We start from the raw sequence: 17,371 nt of genomic DNA, 5'->3' as shown, positions 1-17,371 counted from the left end.
GGCTCCGTTCTTTCACGCCACCAACCTGAATCAGGCCAGTTTTTTGTGCCGTACACGGTGCGGCTGGGCTGCTGCATCGCCCAGGCGCTTTTTACGGTCCGCTTCGTACTCGGTGTAGTTACCTTCGAAGAACACCGCTTGCGAGTCGTCCTCGTACGCCAGGATGTGCGTCGCGACGCGGTCAAGGAACCACCGATCGTGAGAGATCACAATGGCAGCGCCCGGGAAGTCCAGCAGGGCTTCTTCCAGGGAGCGCAGGGTTTCAACGTCGAGGTCGTTGGAAGGTTCGTCGAGCAGCAGGACGTTGCCACCCTCCTTCAGGGTCAAGGCCAGGTGCAAGCGACCGCGCTCACCGCCGGAGAGGTCCTTGACGAATTTCTGCTGGTCGCCGCCCTTGAAGTTGAAACGCCCCACGTAGGTGCGTGACGGGATTTCATAGTTGCCGATGCGGATCTGGTCGGAACCGTCGGAGATCTGCTGGAACACCGTCTTGCTGCCGTCGAGGTCGTCGCGGCTCTGGTCCACACAGGCCAGTTGCACGGTTTCGCCGATCTCGATGCTGCCGGAGTCCGGGGTTTCCTTGCCCATCAGCATGCGGAACAGGGTGGATTTACCCGCACCGTTACCACCGATAACGCCGACGATCGCGCCTTTTGGCATGGAGAACGACAGGTTGTCGATCAGCACGCGGTCGCCATAGCCTTTGGAAACGTTCTTGAACTCGATGACCTTGTCACCCAGGCGCGGGCCGGCCGGGATGTAGATCTCGTTGGTCTCGCTGCGCTTCTGGAATTCCTGCGACTGCATTTCTTCAAAGCGTTGCAGACGTGCCTTGGACTTGGACTGGCGGGCCTTGGCGCCTTTGCGCACCCATTCCAGTTCTTCCTTCATGGCTTTTTCGTGGGCCGATTGCTGCTTGGATTCGGCCGCCAGACGGTCGGACTTGGCTTCCAGCCAACCGGAGTAGTTGCCCTCGTAAGGGATACCGGCGCCACGGTCGAGCTCGAGGATCCAACCCGCAACGTTGTCCAGGAAGTAACGGTCGTGCGTGATCGCAACCACAGTGCCCGGGAAGTCGTGGAGGAAATGTTCCAGCCAGGCGACGGAATCGGCGTCCAAGTGGTTGGTGGGTTCGTCGAGCAGCAGCATGTCGGGGGCCGACAGCAGCAGGCGGCACAGGGCCACACGACGCTTCTCACCACCGGACAGGTGTTCGACCTTGGCATCCCAGGCCGGCAGGCGCAGCGCGTCGGCGGCGACTTCCAGCTGGCGCTCCAGGTTGTGACCGTCGCCGGCCTGCAGGATCGCTTCGAGCTTGGCCTGTTCGGCGGCAAGCTTGTCGAAGTCGGCATCTGGCTCGGCGTAAGCGGCGTAGACCTCATCCAGGCGCGCCTGGGCGTCCTTGATCACGCTGACGGCTTCCTCGACCACTTCACGCACGGTCTTGGCCGGGTCCAATTGAGGCTCTTGCGGCAGGTAGCCGATGTTCAGCTCAGGCATCGGGCGGGCTTCGCCTTCGAACTCGGTGTCGACGCCGGCCATGATTTTCAGCAACGTGGACTTACCCGAACCGTTGAGGCCGAGCACGCCGATCTTGGCGCCAGGGAAGAAGGACAGCGAAATGTTTTTCAGGATTTCCCGCTTCGGAGGGACAACTTTACCCAGCCGATGCATGGTGAAGACGTATTGAGCCAAAATGTGGACCTCATGAAAAAGTGAGAACAGGCCTACGTAGCGTCATGGCGCTGTACATAGCATTGCGAATCCTCAAGGTTAACCTAAGTGGCCGAGCGTATCGAAATCTATCTGTTAGATTAGCCGGCCATCCCCCCCCAGCGGCTTCAGGAAACACCCTTCATGCTCAGCGTCATGTCTGCTCTCGGGTTGCTGCTGTTAATGTCGGGCCCCACCAACACGCTGCTGTTGCGCTCGGGCTTGCTCACCGGGTTCAGGCGCGCCTGGCCACTGAGCCTGCTGGAGTGCCTGGCGTACCTGCTGCAGATATCCTTCTGGGGCTACCTGCTCAGCCATCTGGGCGACAGCGCGCCCTGGGGGCTGAAGCTCGTGCAGTTCGCTTCGGTGTGTTATTTGATCAGGACTTCGTACCTGCTGTGGTGCAATCCCGACGAAACACTCAAATCCGCGCCTGAAGCCCGCGTATCCCGGCTCCACTTCTTTTTACTGACGTTGATCAACCCCAAGGGCTTGCTGATCGTCTCGTTTATCGTCCCGATGCAGACATTTGCCGACTTGAGCCTTTATATGCAGTTTGTCGCGCAATTCACGCTGGTGGTGATACCGGTGGGGTGCACCTGGGTGTTGTTCGGTGCTCGCATCAAAAGGGGCGAATACACCTGGTTGACGCCGCACACGATCAACCGCACGGCCTCTGTGGTTATATGCGTATTTACGCTGGCGATCCTGTCGCGGCTGGCGGGCAGCCTGATCAGCACCGGCGGCGTGCTTTAGTCCCGCCAGGCGGGGCTGGCACTTTGCCACAAGTCAAGGCATGCTAGCCGCCCTCCGGGCGTCCGGCTTATAGTGCACGTCGCGCGCCAGTCCAGCCAAACCGCAGGATCACAGCTTGTCCAAAGTCACGCCGCCAACTCCCCTGCGCGCCGCTCATATAGCGCCGGGAGCGCCCCTGCACGGCACCTTCAAAGGCGCGTTGGCGACGCTTGTCCTCATGCTGCTCGCCTTATTGTTCTGGCAACTGCTCGACCAGCTGCAGCAAAACCAGAAGAATCAACAGCAATACACCATCGACTACAGCGCCGACCTGGCGGAACAAATCAGCCTGAACATGGCCCTGAGCGCAAAAATCGCGCTGAACCTGCTGCCGATGGTCGAGCCGCCGCGCGACAGCGAACAACAGCTGGCATTGATGCGCACCTTGCAACGCTCGCTGCCGGAACTGCGCAGCGTCGCCCTGCTCGCCCCCAGCGGCGCGATGATCAGTGACAGCGCCACTGACAGCCAGGACAGCGCCTTGCTGGAAGAGCTGGCACAGCGCAGCCACGCCCAATCCTATTACCTGAGCAACAGCAACGACGGCACCATCATCTATCTGTTGCTGCACCAGCCCAGCGGCGGCTCGCGCATGTACTGGGTGCTGCGCCTGGCGCCCACTTACCTGGCCAACCTCACCCGCCAGGACGGCCAGGGCCACCGCCCGATGTGGGTCATCGAGAATCGCGTCAACCACCGCGTGATCAGCCGCGACAGCGGCATGCCCGCCCAATGGGCCGGCGCCCTCACCCCGGACGAGCTGAATAAAAGCGTACTGGTCACCCCCCTGAGCAAAAGCGACTGGCAATTGCGCGGGCTGTTCGACCGTACTGCGGTGCTGGAGGAACTGCTGCCAGCGTTTATCGGCAAGTGCCTATTGGGCCTGGCGTTCTCGCTGATCCCAGTGATCGTGCTACTGAACATGCGCCGCCGCCAGCGCCAAGTGCATGAAGGGCGGCGGCGCTACCAGGACATTTTCGAAGGCACCGGCGTGGCCTTGTGCGTGCTTGACCTGTCGGGCCTGAACGCGTTCTTCGACAGGACTCAACTGGAGACCCGCGAGCAACTGCACGCCTGGCTGCAGGACAACCCCGACGAACGCCAGCAACTGCTCAAGGAGTTGCGCATCACCGAGGTCAACCAGGTGGCGGTGCGTCTATTGAACGTGGGCTCCTGCGAAGAGGCATGGGAACGCCTGATCGATGACTGCCCGCGCAACGCCACGTCCATCGGCTACCAGATCCTCGAAGCCGTCCTGACCCAACAGCACCAGTTGGAGCTGGAGATCCAGCTCAAGGACGTGGCCGGCAACGAGCAATACCTGTGGCTGGTGATGCGTTTGCCGGAGCAGCAGGACGATTTCAAGGCCGTGATCCTCAGCATCAGCGATATCACCAGCCGCAAGCTGATCGAACTGTCGCTGGTGGAGCGTGAGAGCTTCTGGTCGGACGTGGTGCGCACCGTGCCCGACCACCTGTACGTGCAGGACGTGATCAGCCAGCGGATGATTTTCAGCAACCACCATTTGGGCCACACCCTCGGCTATAACAAGGCCGAACTGCAGCAAATGGGCGAGTACTTCTGGGAAATCCTGCTACATCCCGAGGATGGCGAGCATTACCACGACCTGCGCCAGCAGCAACGCCAGGTTGGCTACACCACCCAACTGCAATGCCAGCTGCGTTTCCGCCACCGCAACAACCAATGGCGGCGCTTTGATATCCGCGAGCAAGCCCTGGCCCGCGACAAGACCGCGCAAATCACCCGCATCATCGGCGTGGCCAAGGACATCACCGACCAGATCGAAGCCAGCGAATCCCTGCGCGACAGCGAGCAGCGCTACCGCATGCTCGCTGAAAGCATCAGCGACGTGATCTGCTCCACCGACAGCCAGTTGGTGCTCAACTATATAAGCCCCTCGGTCAACGCCGTGCTGGGCTATGACGTGGACTGGGTGTTCAAGAACGGCTGGCAGTCGATCATCGCCAACCCGCAGCAACTGACCGGCATTTATAGCCTGGTGGAACAAGTCAGCCGCGCATTGGGCGATATCGACGCACTGAACAAACTGCGCGATGAGATTCAAACCCAGCTGTTCCTGTTCGACTGCCTGCGCGCAGACGGACGCAAGGTGCCGATCGAGCTGCGCATGGTGCTGGTGTGGGACGAACACGGCGCCTTCGAAGGCATCCTTGGCGTGGGCCGCGACATCAGCCAGCAACGCCGCGCCGAGAAAGACCTGCGCATGGCCGCTACGGTATTCGAGCACTCCACTTCGGCGATCCTGATCACCGACCCCGCAGGCTATATCGTGCAGGCCAACGAGGCGTTCAGCCGGGTCAGTGGCTATGCCGTAAGCGATGTACTCGACCAGTTACCGAACATGCTCACCGTCGACGAACAGCAGGAAGCCCATCTGCGCTACGTGCTCAAGCAGTTGCACCAGCACAGCACCTGGGAGGGCGAGGTGTGGCTCAAGCGTCGCAACGGCGAGCATTACCCCGCGTGGGTCGGCATTACCGCCGTGTTCGACGATGAAGGCGACCTGGCCAGCTATGTGTGTTTCTTCAGCGACATCAGCGAGCGCAAGGCCAGCGAGCAACGCATCCACCGCCTGGCCTACTACGACGCCCTGACCCACCTGCCCAACCGCACGCTGTTCCAGGACCGCCTGCACACCGCGCTGCAGTCCGCCGAACGGCAGAAGTCGTGGGTGGTGTTGATGTTCCTCGACCTCGACCGTTTCAAACCGATCAACGACTCCCTGGGCCACGCCGCCGGCGACCGCATGCTCAAGGAAATGGCCACGCGCCTGCTGGGTTGCGTCGCCGAGGACGACACCGTGGCGCGCATGGGGGGCGACGAGTTCACCTTGCTCCTGCAACCCCGGGTCAGCCGCGAAATGGCGCTGAACCGTGCGATTCACGTGGCCGAGCAGATCCTCGCGAGCCTGGTGAAGCCTTTCGTGCTAGAGGGCCGCGAGTTCTTTGTGACCGCCAGTATCGGCATCGCCCTCAGCCCGCAGGACGGCAACGAGCTGAGCCAACTGATGAAAAACGCCGACACCGCGATGTACCACGCCAAGGAACGCGGCAAGAACAACTTCCAGTTCTACCAGGCGGACATGAACGCCAGTGCCCTGGAACGGCTCGAGCTGGAAAGCGATTTGCGCCATGCCCTGGACCAGAACGAATTCGTGCTCTATTACCAACCGCAGTTCAGCGGCGACGGCAAACGCCTGACGGGCGCCGAAGCCTTGCTGCGCTGGCGTCACCCACGCCGCGGCCTGGTGCCACCGGGCGACTTCATTCCGGTGCTGGAAGAGTTGGGCCTGGTCGTGGACGTGGGCGACTGGGTGATCAGCGAAGCGTGTCGCCAGCTCAAGACCTGGCACCAGAACAAGGTGCGCGTGCCGAAAGTCTCGGTGAACATCTCCGCACGGCAGTTCTCCGACGGCCAGTTGGGCACGCGCATCGCCACCATTCTCAAGGACACCGGCCTGCCGCCGGCGTGCCTGGAGCTGGAGCTGACCGAAAGTATCCTGATGCGCGAAGTGAACGAGGCCATGCAGATCCTCGACAGCCTGAAAAACCTGGGCCTGAGCATTGCGGTCGACGACTTTGGCACGGGTTATTCATCGCTCAACTACCTCAAGCAATTCCCCATCGACGTGTTGAAGATCGACCGCACGTTCGTGGATGGCCTGCCCTCCGGCGAACAGGATGCGCAGATCGCCCGCGCCATTATTGCCATGGCCCACAGCCTCAACCTGGCGGTAATCGCCGAGGGTGTGGAAACCCATGACCAGTTGGACTTCCTGCGCGAACATGGCTGCGATGAAGTGCAGGGCTACCTGTTCGGGCGGCCGATGCCGGCGAATCGGTTCGAAGCGCAGTTCAGTAATGACGCGCTGTTCATGTTCGACTGAAACCCTGCAGTGGAGCCACCGGCCTCATCGCGGGCAAGCCCGGTTCCCACAGGGGAATGCCTTGCCGATGTGGGCGCTGGCTTGCCTGCGATGGCGCCAGCGCAGGCACCGCTTATCCCCAGATGAGCCCCACTTGTCCGCGACATGATGTCCTTTCATATGCCATCTAAAACCCATTGGGTTAGAATGCCCTCCTTTTCTGCCCCCGATCCTTGAGGACCGCCATGTTCAGCCGTGATTTGACTATTGCCAAGTACGACGCCGATCTCTTCGCCGCCATGGAGCAAGAAGCCGTGCGCCAGGAAGAGCACATTGAGCTGATCGCTTCGGAAAACTACACCAGCCCTGCGGTGATGGAGGCTCAAGGTTCGGTTCTGACCAACAAGTACGCCGAAGGCTACCCAGGCAAGCGCTACTACGGTGGTTGCGAGTACGTCGACGTGGTTGAGCAACTGGCCATCGACCGTGCAAAAGAACTGTTCGGTGCCGATTACGCCAACGTCCAGCCACACGCCGGCTCCCAAGCCAACAGCGCCGTGTACCTGGCCCTGCTGCAAGGCGGCGACACCATCCTGGGCATGAGCCTGGCCCACGGCGGTCACCTGACCCACGGCGCCAGCGTTTCCTCCTCCGGCAAGCTGTACAACGCCGTTCAATACGGTATCGATGCCAACGGCCTGATCGACTACGACGAAGTCGAGCGCCTGGCGGTCGAGCACAAGCCAAAAATGATCGTGGCCGGTTTCTCTGCCTACTCGCAGATCCTGGACTTCCCACGCTTTCGCGCTATCGCCGACAAGGTTGGCGCCTACCTGTTCGTCGACATGGCTCACGTAGCAGGCCTGGTCGCTGCTGGCGTCTACCCGAACCCGGTGCCTTACGCTGACGTGGTGACCACCACCACCCACAAGACCCTGCGCGGTCCGCGTGGCGGCCTGATCCTGGCGCGCGCCAACGCCGAGATCGAGAAAAAGCTGAACTCCGCTGTATTCCCGGGCGCCCAAGGTGGCCCGCTGGAGCACGTGATCGCCGCCAAGGCGATCTGCTTCAAGGAAGCGCTGCAGCCTGAGTTCAAGACTTACCAGCAACAAGTGGTGAAAAACGCCCAGACCATGGCCAGCGTGTTTATCGAACGCGGCTTCGACGTGGTATCCGGCGGTACTGAGAACCACCTGTTCCTGCTGTCGCTGATCAAGCAGGACATTTCCGGTAAGGATGCTGACGCTGCCTTGGGCAAAGCCTTCATCACCGTGAACAAGAACTCCGTGCCGAACGACCCACGTTCGCCGTTCGTCACCTCCGGCCTGCGCTTCGGCACCCCGGCTGTGACCACCCGTGGTTTCAAGGAAGCGGAGTGCAAGGAACTGGCTGGCTGGATCTGCGACATCCTGGCAGACCTGAACAACGAAGCCGTGATCGACGCGGTACGTGAGAAGGTCAAGGCCATCTGCAAAAAGCTGCCGGTATACGGCGCTTGATAGCAGTTGCTTGAACAAGAAGCCCGGCGCTAGAGCCGGGCTTTTTTATGCCTGAAAATACTGCGCTTCCACTCTGAAATGAGTGCTGGCTTGCCTGCGAGAGCGGCCTGTCAGCTGGCACATCAGGGGCTGCCCCACCGCAATCGCTGGCAAGCCAGCTCCCACAGTGGGCCGTGTCTCAAGTCAGGGCTGGTAAACCTTGGCAAAGCCTTCGCGAATCTTTTGCTCCGGCAACTCATCGGCAATAAACACGATCACGCTTTCGCGCACCTCGCCTTCGGCCCACTCGGTATCCCAATCGAAGCCGTACAACTTCAGCACGCCCTGGAACACCATGCGCCGGTCTTCCCCGGCAATGTTCAACACGCCCTTATAGCGCAGCAATTGTTTGCCGTGGTCTTCCAGCAGTTCGTTCATGAACGCGCTGAGCCGGTCTATGTCCAACGGCTCTTCGGTACGCAGCACCAGGCTGGAAATACGGTCGATGGACGGCGCGGCACTCACCGGGCGCAGGCTCATGCCAGCGTTGAGGTTGAAGCCGCGCACATCGAGCAATTGCGCCAGGTCGATGTTGCCATGGTCCACCACATGAATCGGTGCACGGCGATTGATGCGGGTGAGGCGTTCGCTGAGCGCGTCAAAGGTGGCGTCATCGACCAGGTCGCGTTTGCTCACCAGCAGGCGGTCGGCAAAGCCGATCTGGGCCTGGGCGATGGTCTGGGTCAGGTGGTGCTCGGCGTGGGCCGCATCCACCAGGGTAATGATGCCGTCGAGGATGTAGCGTTCGCGCAGTTCTTCGTCGATGAAAAAGGTCTGGGCCACCGGCGCCGGGTCAGCCAGGCCAGTGCACTCGATCACCAGGCGGTCGAAGCCGATCTCGCCGCTGTCCAGGCGCTCAAGCAGCAGGTACAGGGCTTTGGTCAGGTCGGTGTGGATGGTGCAGCACACGCAACCGTTGGACAGCGTCATGACTTGCACCGGCTCTGTGCCCAACAGCTGGGTGTCGATACCGGCGTCACTGAATTCGTTTTCGATCACGGCGATTTTAAGGCCGTGCTCGGTCTTGAGCAGGTGGCGCAGCAAGGTGGTCTTGCCGGCGCCGAGGAAGCCGCTGAGGACGGTGACCGGAATGGGAGCGGACAAAAACAGTTCTCCTTATAACGCAAGGAACACAAGACAAATGTGGGAGCGGGCTTGCTCGCGAACACGGTGTCTGCGTCAGCACCTACAACTACTGACACACCGCCTTCGCGAGCAAGCCCGCTCCCACCATGGATCACCGCAAGCCCGAGTGCCGGGTTAGCAGCACTTAGGCCCACCCTTGCCGCCGTAACGGGCTTCCTGGCGTTCCCGGAAGAACGCCTTGTAGTCCATCACCGGCTTGTCCGGGTGTTTGGTTTGCATATGCTCGACGTAGGTGTCGTAGTCGGGCATGCCGACCATCAGGCGCGCGGCCTGACCGAGGTATTTACCGAGGCGACTGATGTCATTGAACATGGTTGCAATCCTCGATCACGCGTCCGGAACAGCCTGGAATGGGGCTTCTTTATCCGTACGCTCTTTGTTGCCCCAGGCGGCGACGCCAACCTTGAGCGCATAGAACAGGATGCTGAATACCACGAACAGGAACAGCGCCGTCAGCGTTGCGTTGGTATAGGCGTTCCAGATCACGTGCTGCATCTGGTCAATGCTCTTGGCCGGGGCCAGGATCTGACCGTTGGCCAGCGCGTCGCTGTACTTCTTGGCCAGCGACAGGAAGCCGATCGCGGGGTTAGCGTCGAACAGCTTGATGAAGCCCGCCGTGGTGGTGCAGATCAGCAGCCAGACGGCTGGCAGCATGGTCACCCAGATGTAGCGTTGGCGTTTCATTTTGATCAGCACAACGGTAGCGAGCATCAGCGCGATACCGGCCAGCATCTGGTTGGAGATACCGAACAGCGGCCACAAGGTGTTGATACCGCCCAGTGGGTCGATCACGCCCTGGTACAGCAGGTAACCCCACATGGCCACGCAACCGGCAGTCGCGATCAGGTTGGCGGTCCACGACTCGGTGCGTTTCAACGCCGGAACGAAGGAGCCCAGCAGGTCCTGCAGCATGAAGCGACCGGCACGGGTACCGGCGTCGACTGCCGTCAGGATGAACAGCGCTTCGAACAGGATTGCAAAGTGGTACCAGAACGCCATGGTGTTTTCACCCGGCAGTACGCTGTGCAGGATCTGCGCGATCCCCACCGCCAGTGTCGGTGCACCGCCGGCACGCGCCAGGATAGTGGTTTCACCGATGTCATGGGCCACCGCAGACAGCGCCTCAGGCGTGATCGCAAAGCCCCAGCTGCTGACGGTCTGTGCCACGGTGACGACGTCGGTGCCGACAATCGCGGCCGGGCTGTTCATGGCGAAGTACACACCCGGCTCGATCACCGACGCAGCAACCATCGCCATGATGGCCACGAAGGACTCCATCAACATGCCGCCATAACCGATGTAGCGGGCATGGCTTTCATTAGCCAGCAACTTCGGCGTGGTGCCGGAAGAGATCAGCGCGTGGAACCCCGAGACCGCGCCACAGGCGATGGTGATGAACAGGAACGGGAACAGTCCGCCCTTCCACACCGGGCCAGTGCCGTCGATGAACTGGGTCAGTGCCGGCATTTTAAGGTCGGGCATGGTCACCAGGATGCCGATTGCCAGCGCAATGATGGTGCCGATTTTCAGGAACGTGGAGAGGTAGTCACGCGGTGCCAGGATCAGCCACACCGGCAGTACCGCGGCCACGAAGCCGTAGCCGATCAGCATCCAGGTGATCTGGATCCCGGTGAAGGTGAACGCCTTGGCCCAGACCGGGTCAGCAGCGATCTGCCCGCCCAGCCAGATCGAGCCCAGCAGCAACAGCACCCCGATGATCGAGATTTCGCCAATGCGGCCAGGGCGGATGTAGCGCATGTAGATGCCCATGAACATCGCGATCGGGATGGTCGCCATCACCGTGAAGATGCCCCACGGGCTCTCGGCCAACGCTTTGACCACGATCAGCGCCAGCACCGCGAGGATGATGATCATGATCAGGAAGCAGCCGAACAGCGCGATGGTGCCTGGGATACGGCCCATCTCTTCGCGAACCATGTCCCCCAGGGAACGGCCGTTACGACGTGTGGACAGGAACAGGATCATGAAGTCCTGAACCGCACCGGCCAGTACCACGCCGGCAATCAGCCAGAGCGTTCCAGGCAGGTAGCCCATTTGCGCCGCCAGCACCGGGCCGACCAACGGGCCTGCACCGGCAATCGCCGCAAAGTGGTGACCGAAAAGGATGTGTTTGTTGGTCGGCACATAGTCCAGACCGTCATTGTTGAGCACTGCGGGGGTGGCCCGCCGTGGATCGAGTTGCATCACGTTGTTAGCGATGAACAGACTGTAGTAGCGGTACGCAACCAGATAGATGGCCACAGCAGCGACCACAATCCACAAGGCGTTGATTGCCTCGCCGCGGCGCAAGGCCACTACGCCAAGGGCGCACGCTCCTACGATTGCCAGCACCAGCCAGGGTAGGTGGCGTAGCAGGCTATTATTATTTTTCATTTTTATATTCCAGCCAGGGTGGACAGAAAGGACAGCCATCCGGAGTTTAGCGCTACTGGCCTTAAAGGCCACCCCCCTACGTTGGTCTAGAGCCTTGCGGCGGCAAAAAAAACAGAAAAACAGGCCCGATGATGGCTCGGGGCTACAATCCTCCTACCCACAGAGGATTTGACCATGAGCGAGCAGCACTCGGATCGCCGTCGTTTTCGCCGTATTGCCTTCGATGCGCGCACGACTATTGCACAAGACGACTGGAATTGGCCGGTGCAGCTGGTGGATTTATCGCTCAAGGGCCTACTGGTGCAACGACCCGACGACTGGCGCGGCAATCGCGCGGCGCCCTTCGACGTGGAGATCCGCCTCGACCCAGACGCCCATATAAAGATGCAGGTAAAGCTCGCCCACGACGATCATGGCCAGTTGGGCTTTGTGTGCGTGCATATCGACGTGGACTCGATCAGTCATTTGCGGCGTCTGATCGAGTTGAACCTGGGTGACGAGGAGGAACTGCACCGGGAGATGGCGGCATTGTTAGAGGCCTAACGACCAACGCCTATCAACATAGGGGAGCTGGCACATTGAGCAGTGTGCCAGCGGGATCGTTGATTATTCGAAGAGTGCATCCAGGGCCTGTTCCAGGCGCGTCACCCCAATGATCCGAATGCCCGGTGGCGATTCCTTGGGCGCATTGCCCTTAGGCACGATCGCCCGCTTGAAACCATGCTTGGCCGCTTCCTTCAGGCGCTCCTGGCCACTGGGCACCGGGCGGACTTCACCCGACAAGCCGACTTCACCGAACACCAGCAGATCATGGGGCAGCGGCCGGTTACGCAGGCTCGACATCACCGCAGCCATCAACGCCAGGTCGGACGCGGTCTCCAGCACCTTGACCCCGCCGACCACGTTGAGAAACACGTCCTGGTCGTGGGTCGGGATGCCGCCGTGACGGTGCAATACCGCCAGCAGCATCGCCAGGCGGTTCTGATCCAGGCCCAGGGTCACGCGGCGCGGGTTGGCCAAATGGCTGTCATCCACCAATGCCTGCACCTCCACCAGCATCGGCCGGGTGCCTTCCCACGTTGCCATCACGACGCTGCCCGGGACTTCCTCCTGGGCGCGGGTCAGAAAGATCGCCGATGGGTTGGAGACTTCTTTCAACCCGCGGTCAGTCATGGCGAACACACCCAACTCGTTCACGGCGCCGAAGCGGTTCTTCACCGCCCGTAGCAGGCGCAGGCGTCCGTCGGACTCACCCTCGAAATACAGCACGGTGTCGACCATGTGCTCCAGCACCCGTGGCCCGGCCAGCGCGCCTTCTTTGGTCACATGGCCGACCAGGAAGATCGCCGTGCCGCTCTGCTTGGCATAACGCACCAGCAGCGCCGCACTCTCGCGCACTTGGGAGACACCGCCCGGCGCGGACTGCAATTGCTCGGTGAAAATCGTCTGGATCGAGTCGATCACCATCACCTTGGGTTTTTCGATACGGGCCGTGGCAATGATGCTTTCGATGCAGGTTTCGGTCATGACCCGCAACTGGTCCTGGGGCAAACCCAGGCGACGGGCGCGCATGGCGACTTGTTGCTGGGACTCTTCACCGGTGACGTACAGCGCCGGCATGCGGCTGGCGATGCTACAGAGGGTCTGCAACAGGATGGTCGACTTGCCGATACCGGGGTCGCCACCGATCAGGACGACCGAGCCGTCCACCAAGCCGCCGCCCAGCACGCGGTCCAACTCGCCGGAGGCTGTGGAAAAGCGCGGGATTTCTTCGACGCTGACTTCGGCCAGGGTCTTGATCTGCGCCTGCTGCCCCGTCCAACCGGCACGCCCGGTGGGGGCCGCAGCACCGCCACTCTCGATCATGGTTTCAGTCAGGGTGTTCCATGCGCCGCACTCGGTGCACTGGCCAGCCCACTTGGGAAAGGTCGCGCCGCACTCCGTGCAGCCGTACATGCGCTTGGCCTTTGCCATTTGAGAACCTCCAACCGAAAAACCGCGATGATAGCTCAGCGCGACGCCGGGGTCCGGATTTCACCGCTGGCCAAACGTGAAGCACTGTTACCGACCGGGTCTTCGGCATTGAGATCGGCGCCTTTGGCTTTCAACGCATCGAGCAGTTCGATGCGCTTGAACAGCCCGGCGTACATGGCCGCCGTCTGCCCGGCACCGTTGCGCTGGTCGGGGTTGCAGTCGGTCGCCAGCAAGCGTTGGGCGATTTTCAGCTCGCCCTTGAAGATCGCACCCATCAACGCGGTGTTGCCGCGTTTGTCCTGCACGCAGGCGTCGGCCCCGGCACTGAGCAGGCGCTCCACGAACGCGCCCTGCCCGTGGTAGGCGGCGAGGATCAGCGCGGTGTAGCCCTTGTCGTCTTGGGTGTTGAGGCTGTAACCGGAGTCGACGAAGGTGTTGAGCATGTCGACGTCGCCACGGCGGGCGGCGTCGAAATAGTAATCCTGCAGCTGGGCCTTGAGCGCGGCCGGGTCATTGGGGGCGGGCTGCCCGGCCAATGCATTCAGCGACCAGCAGGCCAGAACAGCCAATATGAAGGTACGCATCATCCAGATCCTCTGCATAGCCCCCTGCAGGAGCTGGCAAGCGGCTCCTGCAGGGGGCGACGTGGTTAGTCGGTGAGTTTTTCCGCCAGCGCCTTCACACGCGCCAGGTCACCCTTGGCAACCTTGGCCACGCCGGTGCCGTACTCCGGGTCGGCTTTGTAGAGGAACGACAGGATGATGTGCTTGCTCTCGTCATCGGTGGTCGCCAGCGAGCCACCGAAGTTGTCGATCAGGTCCTGACGCTCTTTCTTATTGAAGGAGCGATACAGATCACCGGCCTGCTTGAAGTTCTGCTCGCGCTGGATCTTCGCCTGCTGGGTGCTACCTGACAGGGCCGACTGGCTGTAGCGCGCGGTTTGCGGCTCGTCCCGTGGCAGCAGGCGGCTTGGCTGGTAGTTCACGCCGGTGGTGGTCTTGCCGACGTTCATCGCGCCGTCCTGGTTGCCGTTGTTGACGGCCACCCGTGGGGCATTGATCGGCAGTTGCAGGGCATTGGCGCCCAGGCGGTACATCTGGGTGTCCGCGTAGGAGAACACGCGACCTTGCAGCAGGCGGTCTTCCGACGGTTCGATACCCGGTACCAGGTTGGCCGGGGCCATGGCGACCTGCTCGGTTTCCTGGAACACGTTGGCCGGGTTGCGGTTCAGCACCATCTGCCCGACTTTACGCTCGGGCACATTCGGCCAGATCTTGGTGGCGTCCAGCGGATCGAAGTCGAACTTGGCCAGGTCTTCAGGCTTGAGCACCTGCACGTACAGGTCCCACTTGGGGAAGTCGCCCTTGTTGATATGGGTGACCAGGTCGTTGGTCATGTGGCTGTAGTCACGCCCCTGCACGTCGGTGACCTGCTTGGGATCGAGGTTCTTGATGCCTTGCAGGCTCTTCCAGTGGAACTTGACGTAGTGCACCTCGCCCTTGGCGTTGATCAGCTTGTAGGCATGCACGCCATTGCCGTCCATCTCCCGGTAGCTGGCCGGGGTGCCGGAGTCGGAGTACAGCTCGGTCAGCGTACGCGTGGCCTCGGGTACATGGGAGAAGAAGTCGAAGCGACGGGAATCGTCATCCAGGTTGGTGCGCGGGTCCGGCTTGAACGCGTGGACCATGTCCGGGAACTTGATGGCATCACGGATGAAAAACGTCGGGAAGTTGTTGCCTACCAGGTCCCAGTTGCCATCGGCGGTGTAGAACTTGGTGGCGAAACCGCGTGGGTCGCGCAGGGTTTCCGGGGAGTGGTTGCCATGGACGACGGCGGAGAAGCGCACGAACACCGGCGTGGATTCGCCTGCCGCGAACACCTTGGCCTTGGTCAGGTCGCTGAGGTTGTCGGTGACGGTGAAGGTGCCGTGGGCCCCGGTACCACGCGCGTGTACCACGCGCTCAGGAATGCGCTCGCGGTCGAAGCGTTGCAGCTTCTGGATCAGTTGCACGTCTTGCAACAACACCGGGCCACTAGCGCCGGCGGTCTGCGAGTTCTGGTTGTCGCCCACCGCAGCGCCATTATCGCGGGTCAGGTTGGCGGCTTGCACCGACAGGGAAAGCAGGCTGGCAGTCACCAGCACCAGCGCGGATCGCGCTGAAACAGGCCTGCGGCTCATTGGATTGTTCATCGAGGTTTCCTCTGGTTTTTTTAGTGCACATTCAGTTGTGCTTGCCAGAGGCTAGTGACCCGGGAGTCAGAAGATAAATAGAAAAGCCGTACCAACCCGATTAATAAATTAATGTGGTAAACCACTGATATCACGGGTATTTCGCGCGCGATTGGTGGCACTTTGCAAACTATTTGCGATTTGATGTGTCGATAAAAACTAACAGTGTTAACAGTTGTGTCAGGCAAGCCTGCTATGAGTGATTTACACTGGGCTCCACCCTTCTCATCTGTAACAAGGAATAACCTATGGGCGTGATCAGTGAGTTCAAGGCCTTCGCGGTCAAAGGTAATGTGGTCGACATGGCCGTCGGTATTATCATCGGCGCAGCCTTCGGCAAAATTGTTTCCTCGTTTGTAGGCGACGTGGTGATGCCGCCGCTCGGCCTGTTGATCGGGGGTGTGGACTTCGGCGACTTGGCGATAACGCTCAAGGCCGCGCAAGGCGATCTGCCCGCGGTTGTGCTGGCGTACGGCAAGTTCATCCAGAGCGTCATCGACTTTGTGATCATCGCGTTCGCGATCTTCATGGGTGTGAAGGCAATCAACCGCTTGAAGCGTGAAGAGGCCGTGGCGCCAAGCCTGCCACCGACGCCGAGCAAGGAAGAAGTGTTGCTGGGTGAGATCCGTGATCTGCTCAAGGCACAGAACGACAAGCCGCTTCAGTAACTGTCGGCTTGAAAAAAAGGCGCCTGCTTGAGGCGCCTTTTTTATTACCAGTAGTTTTCTACTGCAACCTGGCCAGGGCGACGACTCAAGCTCAGATTCATATCGCGCTGCTTGAGCAACTGACGCGTGTCATCGACCATCTGCGGGTTGCCGCAGATCAACACGCGGGAATGTTCCGGGGTCAGTTCAACGCCGGCTGCGCGCTCCAACTCGCCATTTTCGATCAGCGTGGTAATGCGCCCATTCAGCGCGCCGGGATGCTGTTCACGGGTGACGGTAGGGACATAGGTCAGTTTGTGCGCGTACTCGGCCAGGTACTCGCGCTCGCCCAACGCCTTGATCAATGCCTGATAAGCCAACTCCTTGGCTTCACGTGCGCTGTACACCAGGATGATGCGCTCGAATTTCTCCCAGACCTCGAAGTCCTGCAGGATCGACAAGAACGGCGCCACCCCGGTGCCGGTGCCCAGCATCCACAAGTCACGGCCATCTACGAACCGGTTCAACGTCAGGAATCCGGTGGCCTGGCGTTCCACCATCAGGGTATCGCCCACCCGCAGACGACTCAGCTCACTGGTGAACTCACCGTCCGGGACGACGATCGAGAAGAAGTCCAAGTGCTCGTCAAACGGGGAAGACACCAATGAATAGGCACGCCATACGGTGCTGCCATCCGCCTTGGTCACCCCCAGGCGTACAAACTGGCCCGCGGTAAAACGAAAGCCCGGGTCGCGGGTGGTGCGCAAGGTAAACAGGCTGGGGGTCAGCGATTGCACGTCGAGCAGGGTCTGGCGGGTAAATTTCTCAGCACTGGCCGTCATGGGGGGCTCCGTTCTACAGGTGCCCTAGTGTCCCTCAAAGTCGCGCGCGGAAACACCTATGGTTGGTAGTGGCATCGCGCAGCACGCAATGATGGCAACTTAATTGCACCGCTAATCAATTCGCTATTAGCCTTCAATGCACGCTCATATCCGCACTGTTAGTTGGTCGTTACAGGTTTCCTCAA

Annotated in this window: 13 protein-coding genes; 5 read left to right on the top strand and 8 right to left on the bottom strand. The window is 60.8% G+C overall.

The annotated features are described in order from the left end of the window. Positions 1-30: 30 nt before the first annotated feature. The gene (ettA, locus tag CQ002_RS21760; RefSeq protein WP_025859215.1) at positions 31-1,695 is read right to left on the bottom strand and encodes an energy-dependent translational throttle protein EttA; all 1,665 of its coding nucleotides are present in this window, start codon (positions 1,693-1,695) and stop codon (positions 31-33) included. 162 nt (positions 1,696-1,857) lie between these two features. Here ettA and CQ002_RS21755 point away from each other — a divergent pair, with 162 nt between their 5' ends. The 3 genes from CQ002_RS21755 (at position 1,858) to glyA (ending at position 7,914) form a co-directional block, all read left to right on the top strand. Further along, complete coding sequence (locus tag CQ002_RS21755; RefSeq protein ID WP_105162898.1) at positions 1,858-2,469, top strand: LysE family translocator; 612 nt, start codon at positions 1,858-1,860, stop codon at positions 2,467-2,469. A 115-nt stretch (positions 2,470-2,584) separates the two neighbouring features. Beyond that, positions 2,585-6,436, top strand: a complete 3,852-nt coding sequence (locus tag CQ002_RS21750; RefSeq protein ID WP_105162899.1) for a bifunctional diguanylate cyclase/phosphodiesterase — start codon at positions 2,585-2,587, stop codon at positions 6,434-6,436. A 224-nt stretch (positions 6,437-6,660) separates the two neighbouring features. Continuing rightward, positions 6,661-7,914, top strand: coding sequence for a serine hydroxymethyltransferase (gene glyA, locus CQ002_RS21745; protein ID WP_015885982.1), 1,254 nt, complete (start codon positions 6,661-6,663; stop codon positions 7,912-7,914). A gap of 183 nt (positions 7,915-8,097) precedes the next feature. On the opposite strand, the gene yjiA is transcribed toward glyA, so the two are convergent. From yjiA to CQ002_RS21730, 3 genes are all read right to left on the bottom strand, one after another. Continuing rightward, positions 8,098-9,057, bottom strand: a complete 960-nt coding sequence (gene yjiA, locus CQ002_RS21740; protein WP_105162900.1) for a GTPase — start codon at positions 9,055-9,057, stop codon at positions 8,098-8,100. A 156-nt stretch (positions 9,058-9,213) separates the two neighbouring features. Continuing rightward, positions 9,214-9,411, bottom strand: coding sequence for a YbdD/YjiX family protein (locus CQ002_RS21735; protein ID WP_003194308.1), 198 nt, complete (start codon positions 9,409-9,411; stop codon positions 9,214-9,216). Positions 9,412-9,426: 15 nt separating this feature from the next. Further along, positions 9,427-11,493 carry a carbon starvation CstA family protein gene (locus CQ002_RS21730; RefSeq protein WP_034107129.1) on the bottom strand — a complete coding sequence of 689 codons (2,067 nt, stop codon included), beginning with the start codon at positions 11,491-11,493 and terminating at the stop codon, positions 9,427-9,429. 174 nt (positions 11,494-11,667) lie between these two features. Here CQ002_RS21730 and CQ002_RS21725 point away from each other — a divergent pair, with 174 nt between their 5' ends. After that, positions 11,668-12,036, top strand: a complete 369-nt coding sequence (locus CQ002_RS21725; RefSeq protein WP_034107132.1) for a PilZ domain-containing protein — start codon at positions 11,668-11,670, stop codon at positions 12,034-12,036. 63 nt (positions 12,037-12,099) lie between these two features. On the opposite strand, the gene radA is transcribed toward CQ002_RS21725, so the two are convergent. The 3 genes from radA to katB form a co-directional block, all read right to left on the bottom strand. Then, positions 12,100-13,467: a DNA repair protein RadA gene (gene radA, locus CQ002_RS21720; protein ID WP_034107134.1), complete on the bottom strand. Its 1,368-nt coding sequence runs from the start codon at positions 13,465-13,467 to the stop codon at positions 12,100-12,102. 35 nt (positions 13,468-13,502) lie between these two features. Beyond that, positions 13,503-14,051: an ankyrin repeat domain-containing protein gene (locus CQ002_RS21715; RefSeq protein ID WP_034107136.1), complete on the bottom strand. Its 549-nt coding sequence runs from the start codon at positions 14,049-14,051 to the stop codon at positions 13,503-13,505. A 65-nt stretch (positions 14,052-14,116) separates the two neighbouring features. Then, entirely contained in the window at positions 14,117-15,658 is a 1,542-nt protein-coding gene (gene katB, locus CQ002_RS21710; protein WP_105162901.1) for a catalase KatB, read from the bottom strand. A 287-nt stretch (positions 15,659-15,945) separates the two neighbouring features. Between katB and mscL the strand changes: the two genes are divergently transcribed. After that, positions 15,946-16,365, top strand: coding sequence for a large-conductance mechanosensitive channel protein MscL (gene mscL / locus CQ002_RS21705; RefSeq protein WP_034107141.1), 420 nt, complete (start codon positions 15,946-15,948; stop codon positions 16,363-16,365). 44 nt (positions 16,366-16,409) lie between these two features. Here mscL and CQ002_RS21700 read toward each other — a convergent pair whose 3' ends face one another. After that, a complete protein-coding gene (locus CQ002_RS21700) occupies positions 16,410-17,186 on the bottom strand; it encodes a ferredoxin--NADP reductase (protein WP_105162902.1) in 777 nt (258 codons plus the stop codon). Positions 17,187-17,371 lie beyond the last annotated feature (185 nt).

Source organism: Pseudomonas sp. MYb13 (assembly GCF_002980075.1).
GTDB lineage: Bacteria > Pseudomonadota > Gammaproteobacteria > Pseudomonadales > Pseudomonadaceae > Aquipseudomonas > Aquipseudomonas lurida.
The sequence above is the reverse complement of the archived record's forward strand: the minus strand, read 5'-3'. Positions and strand labels throughout refer to the sequence as shown.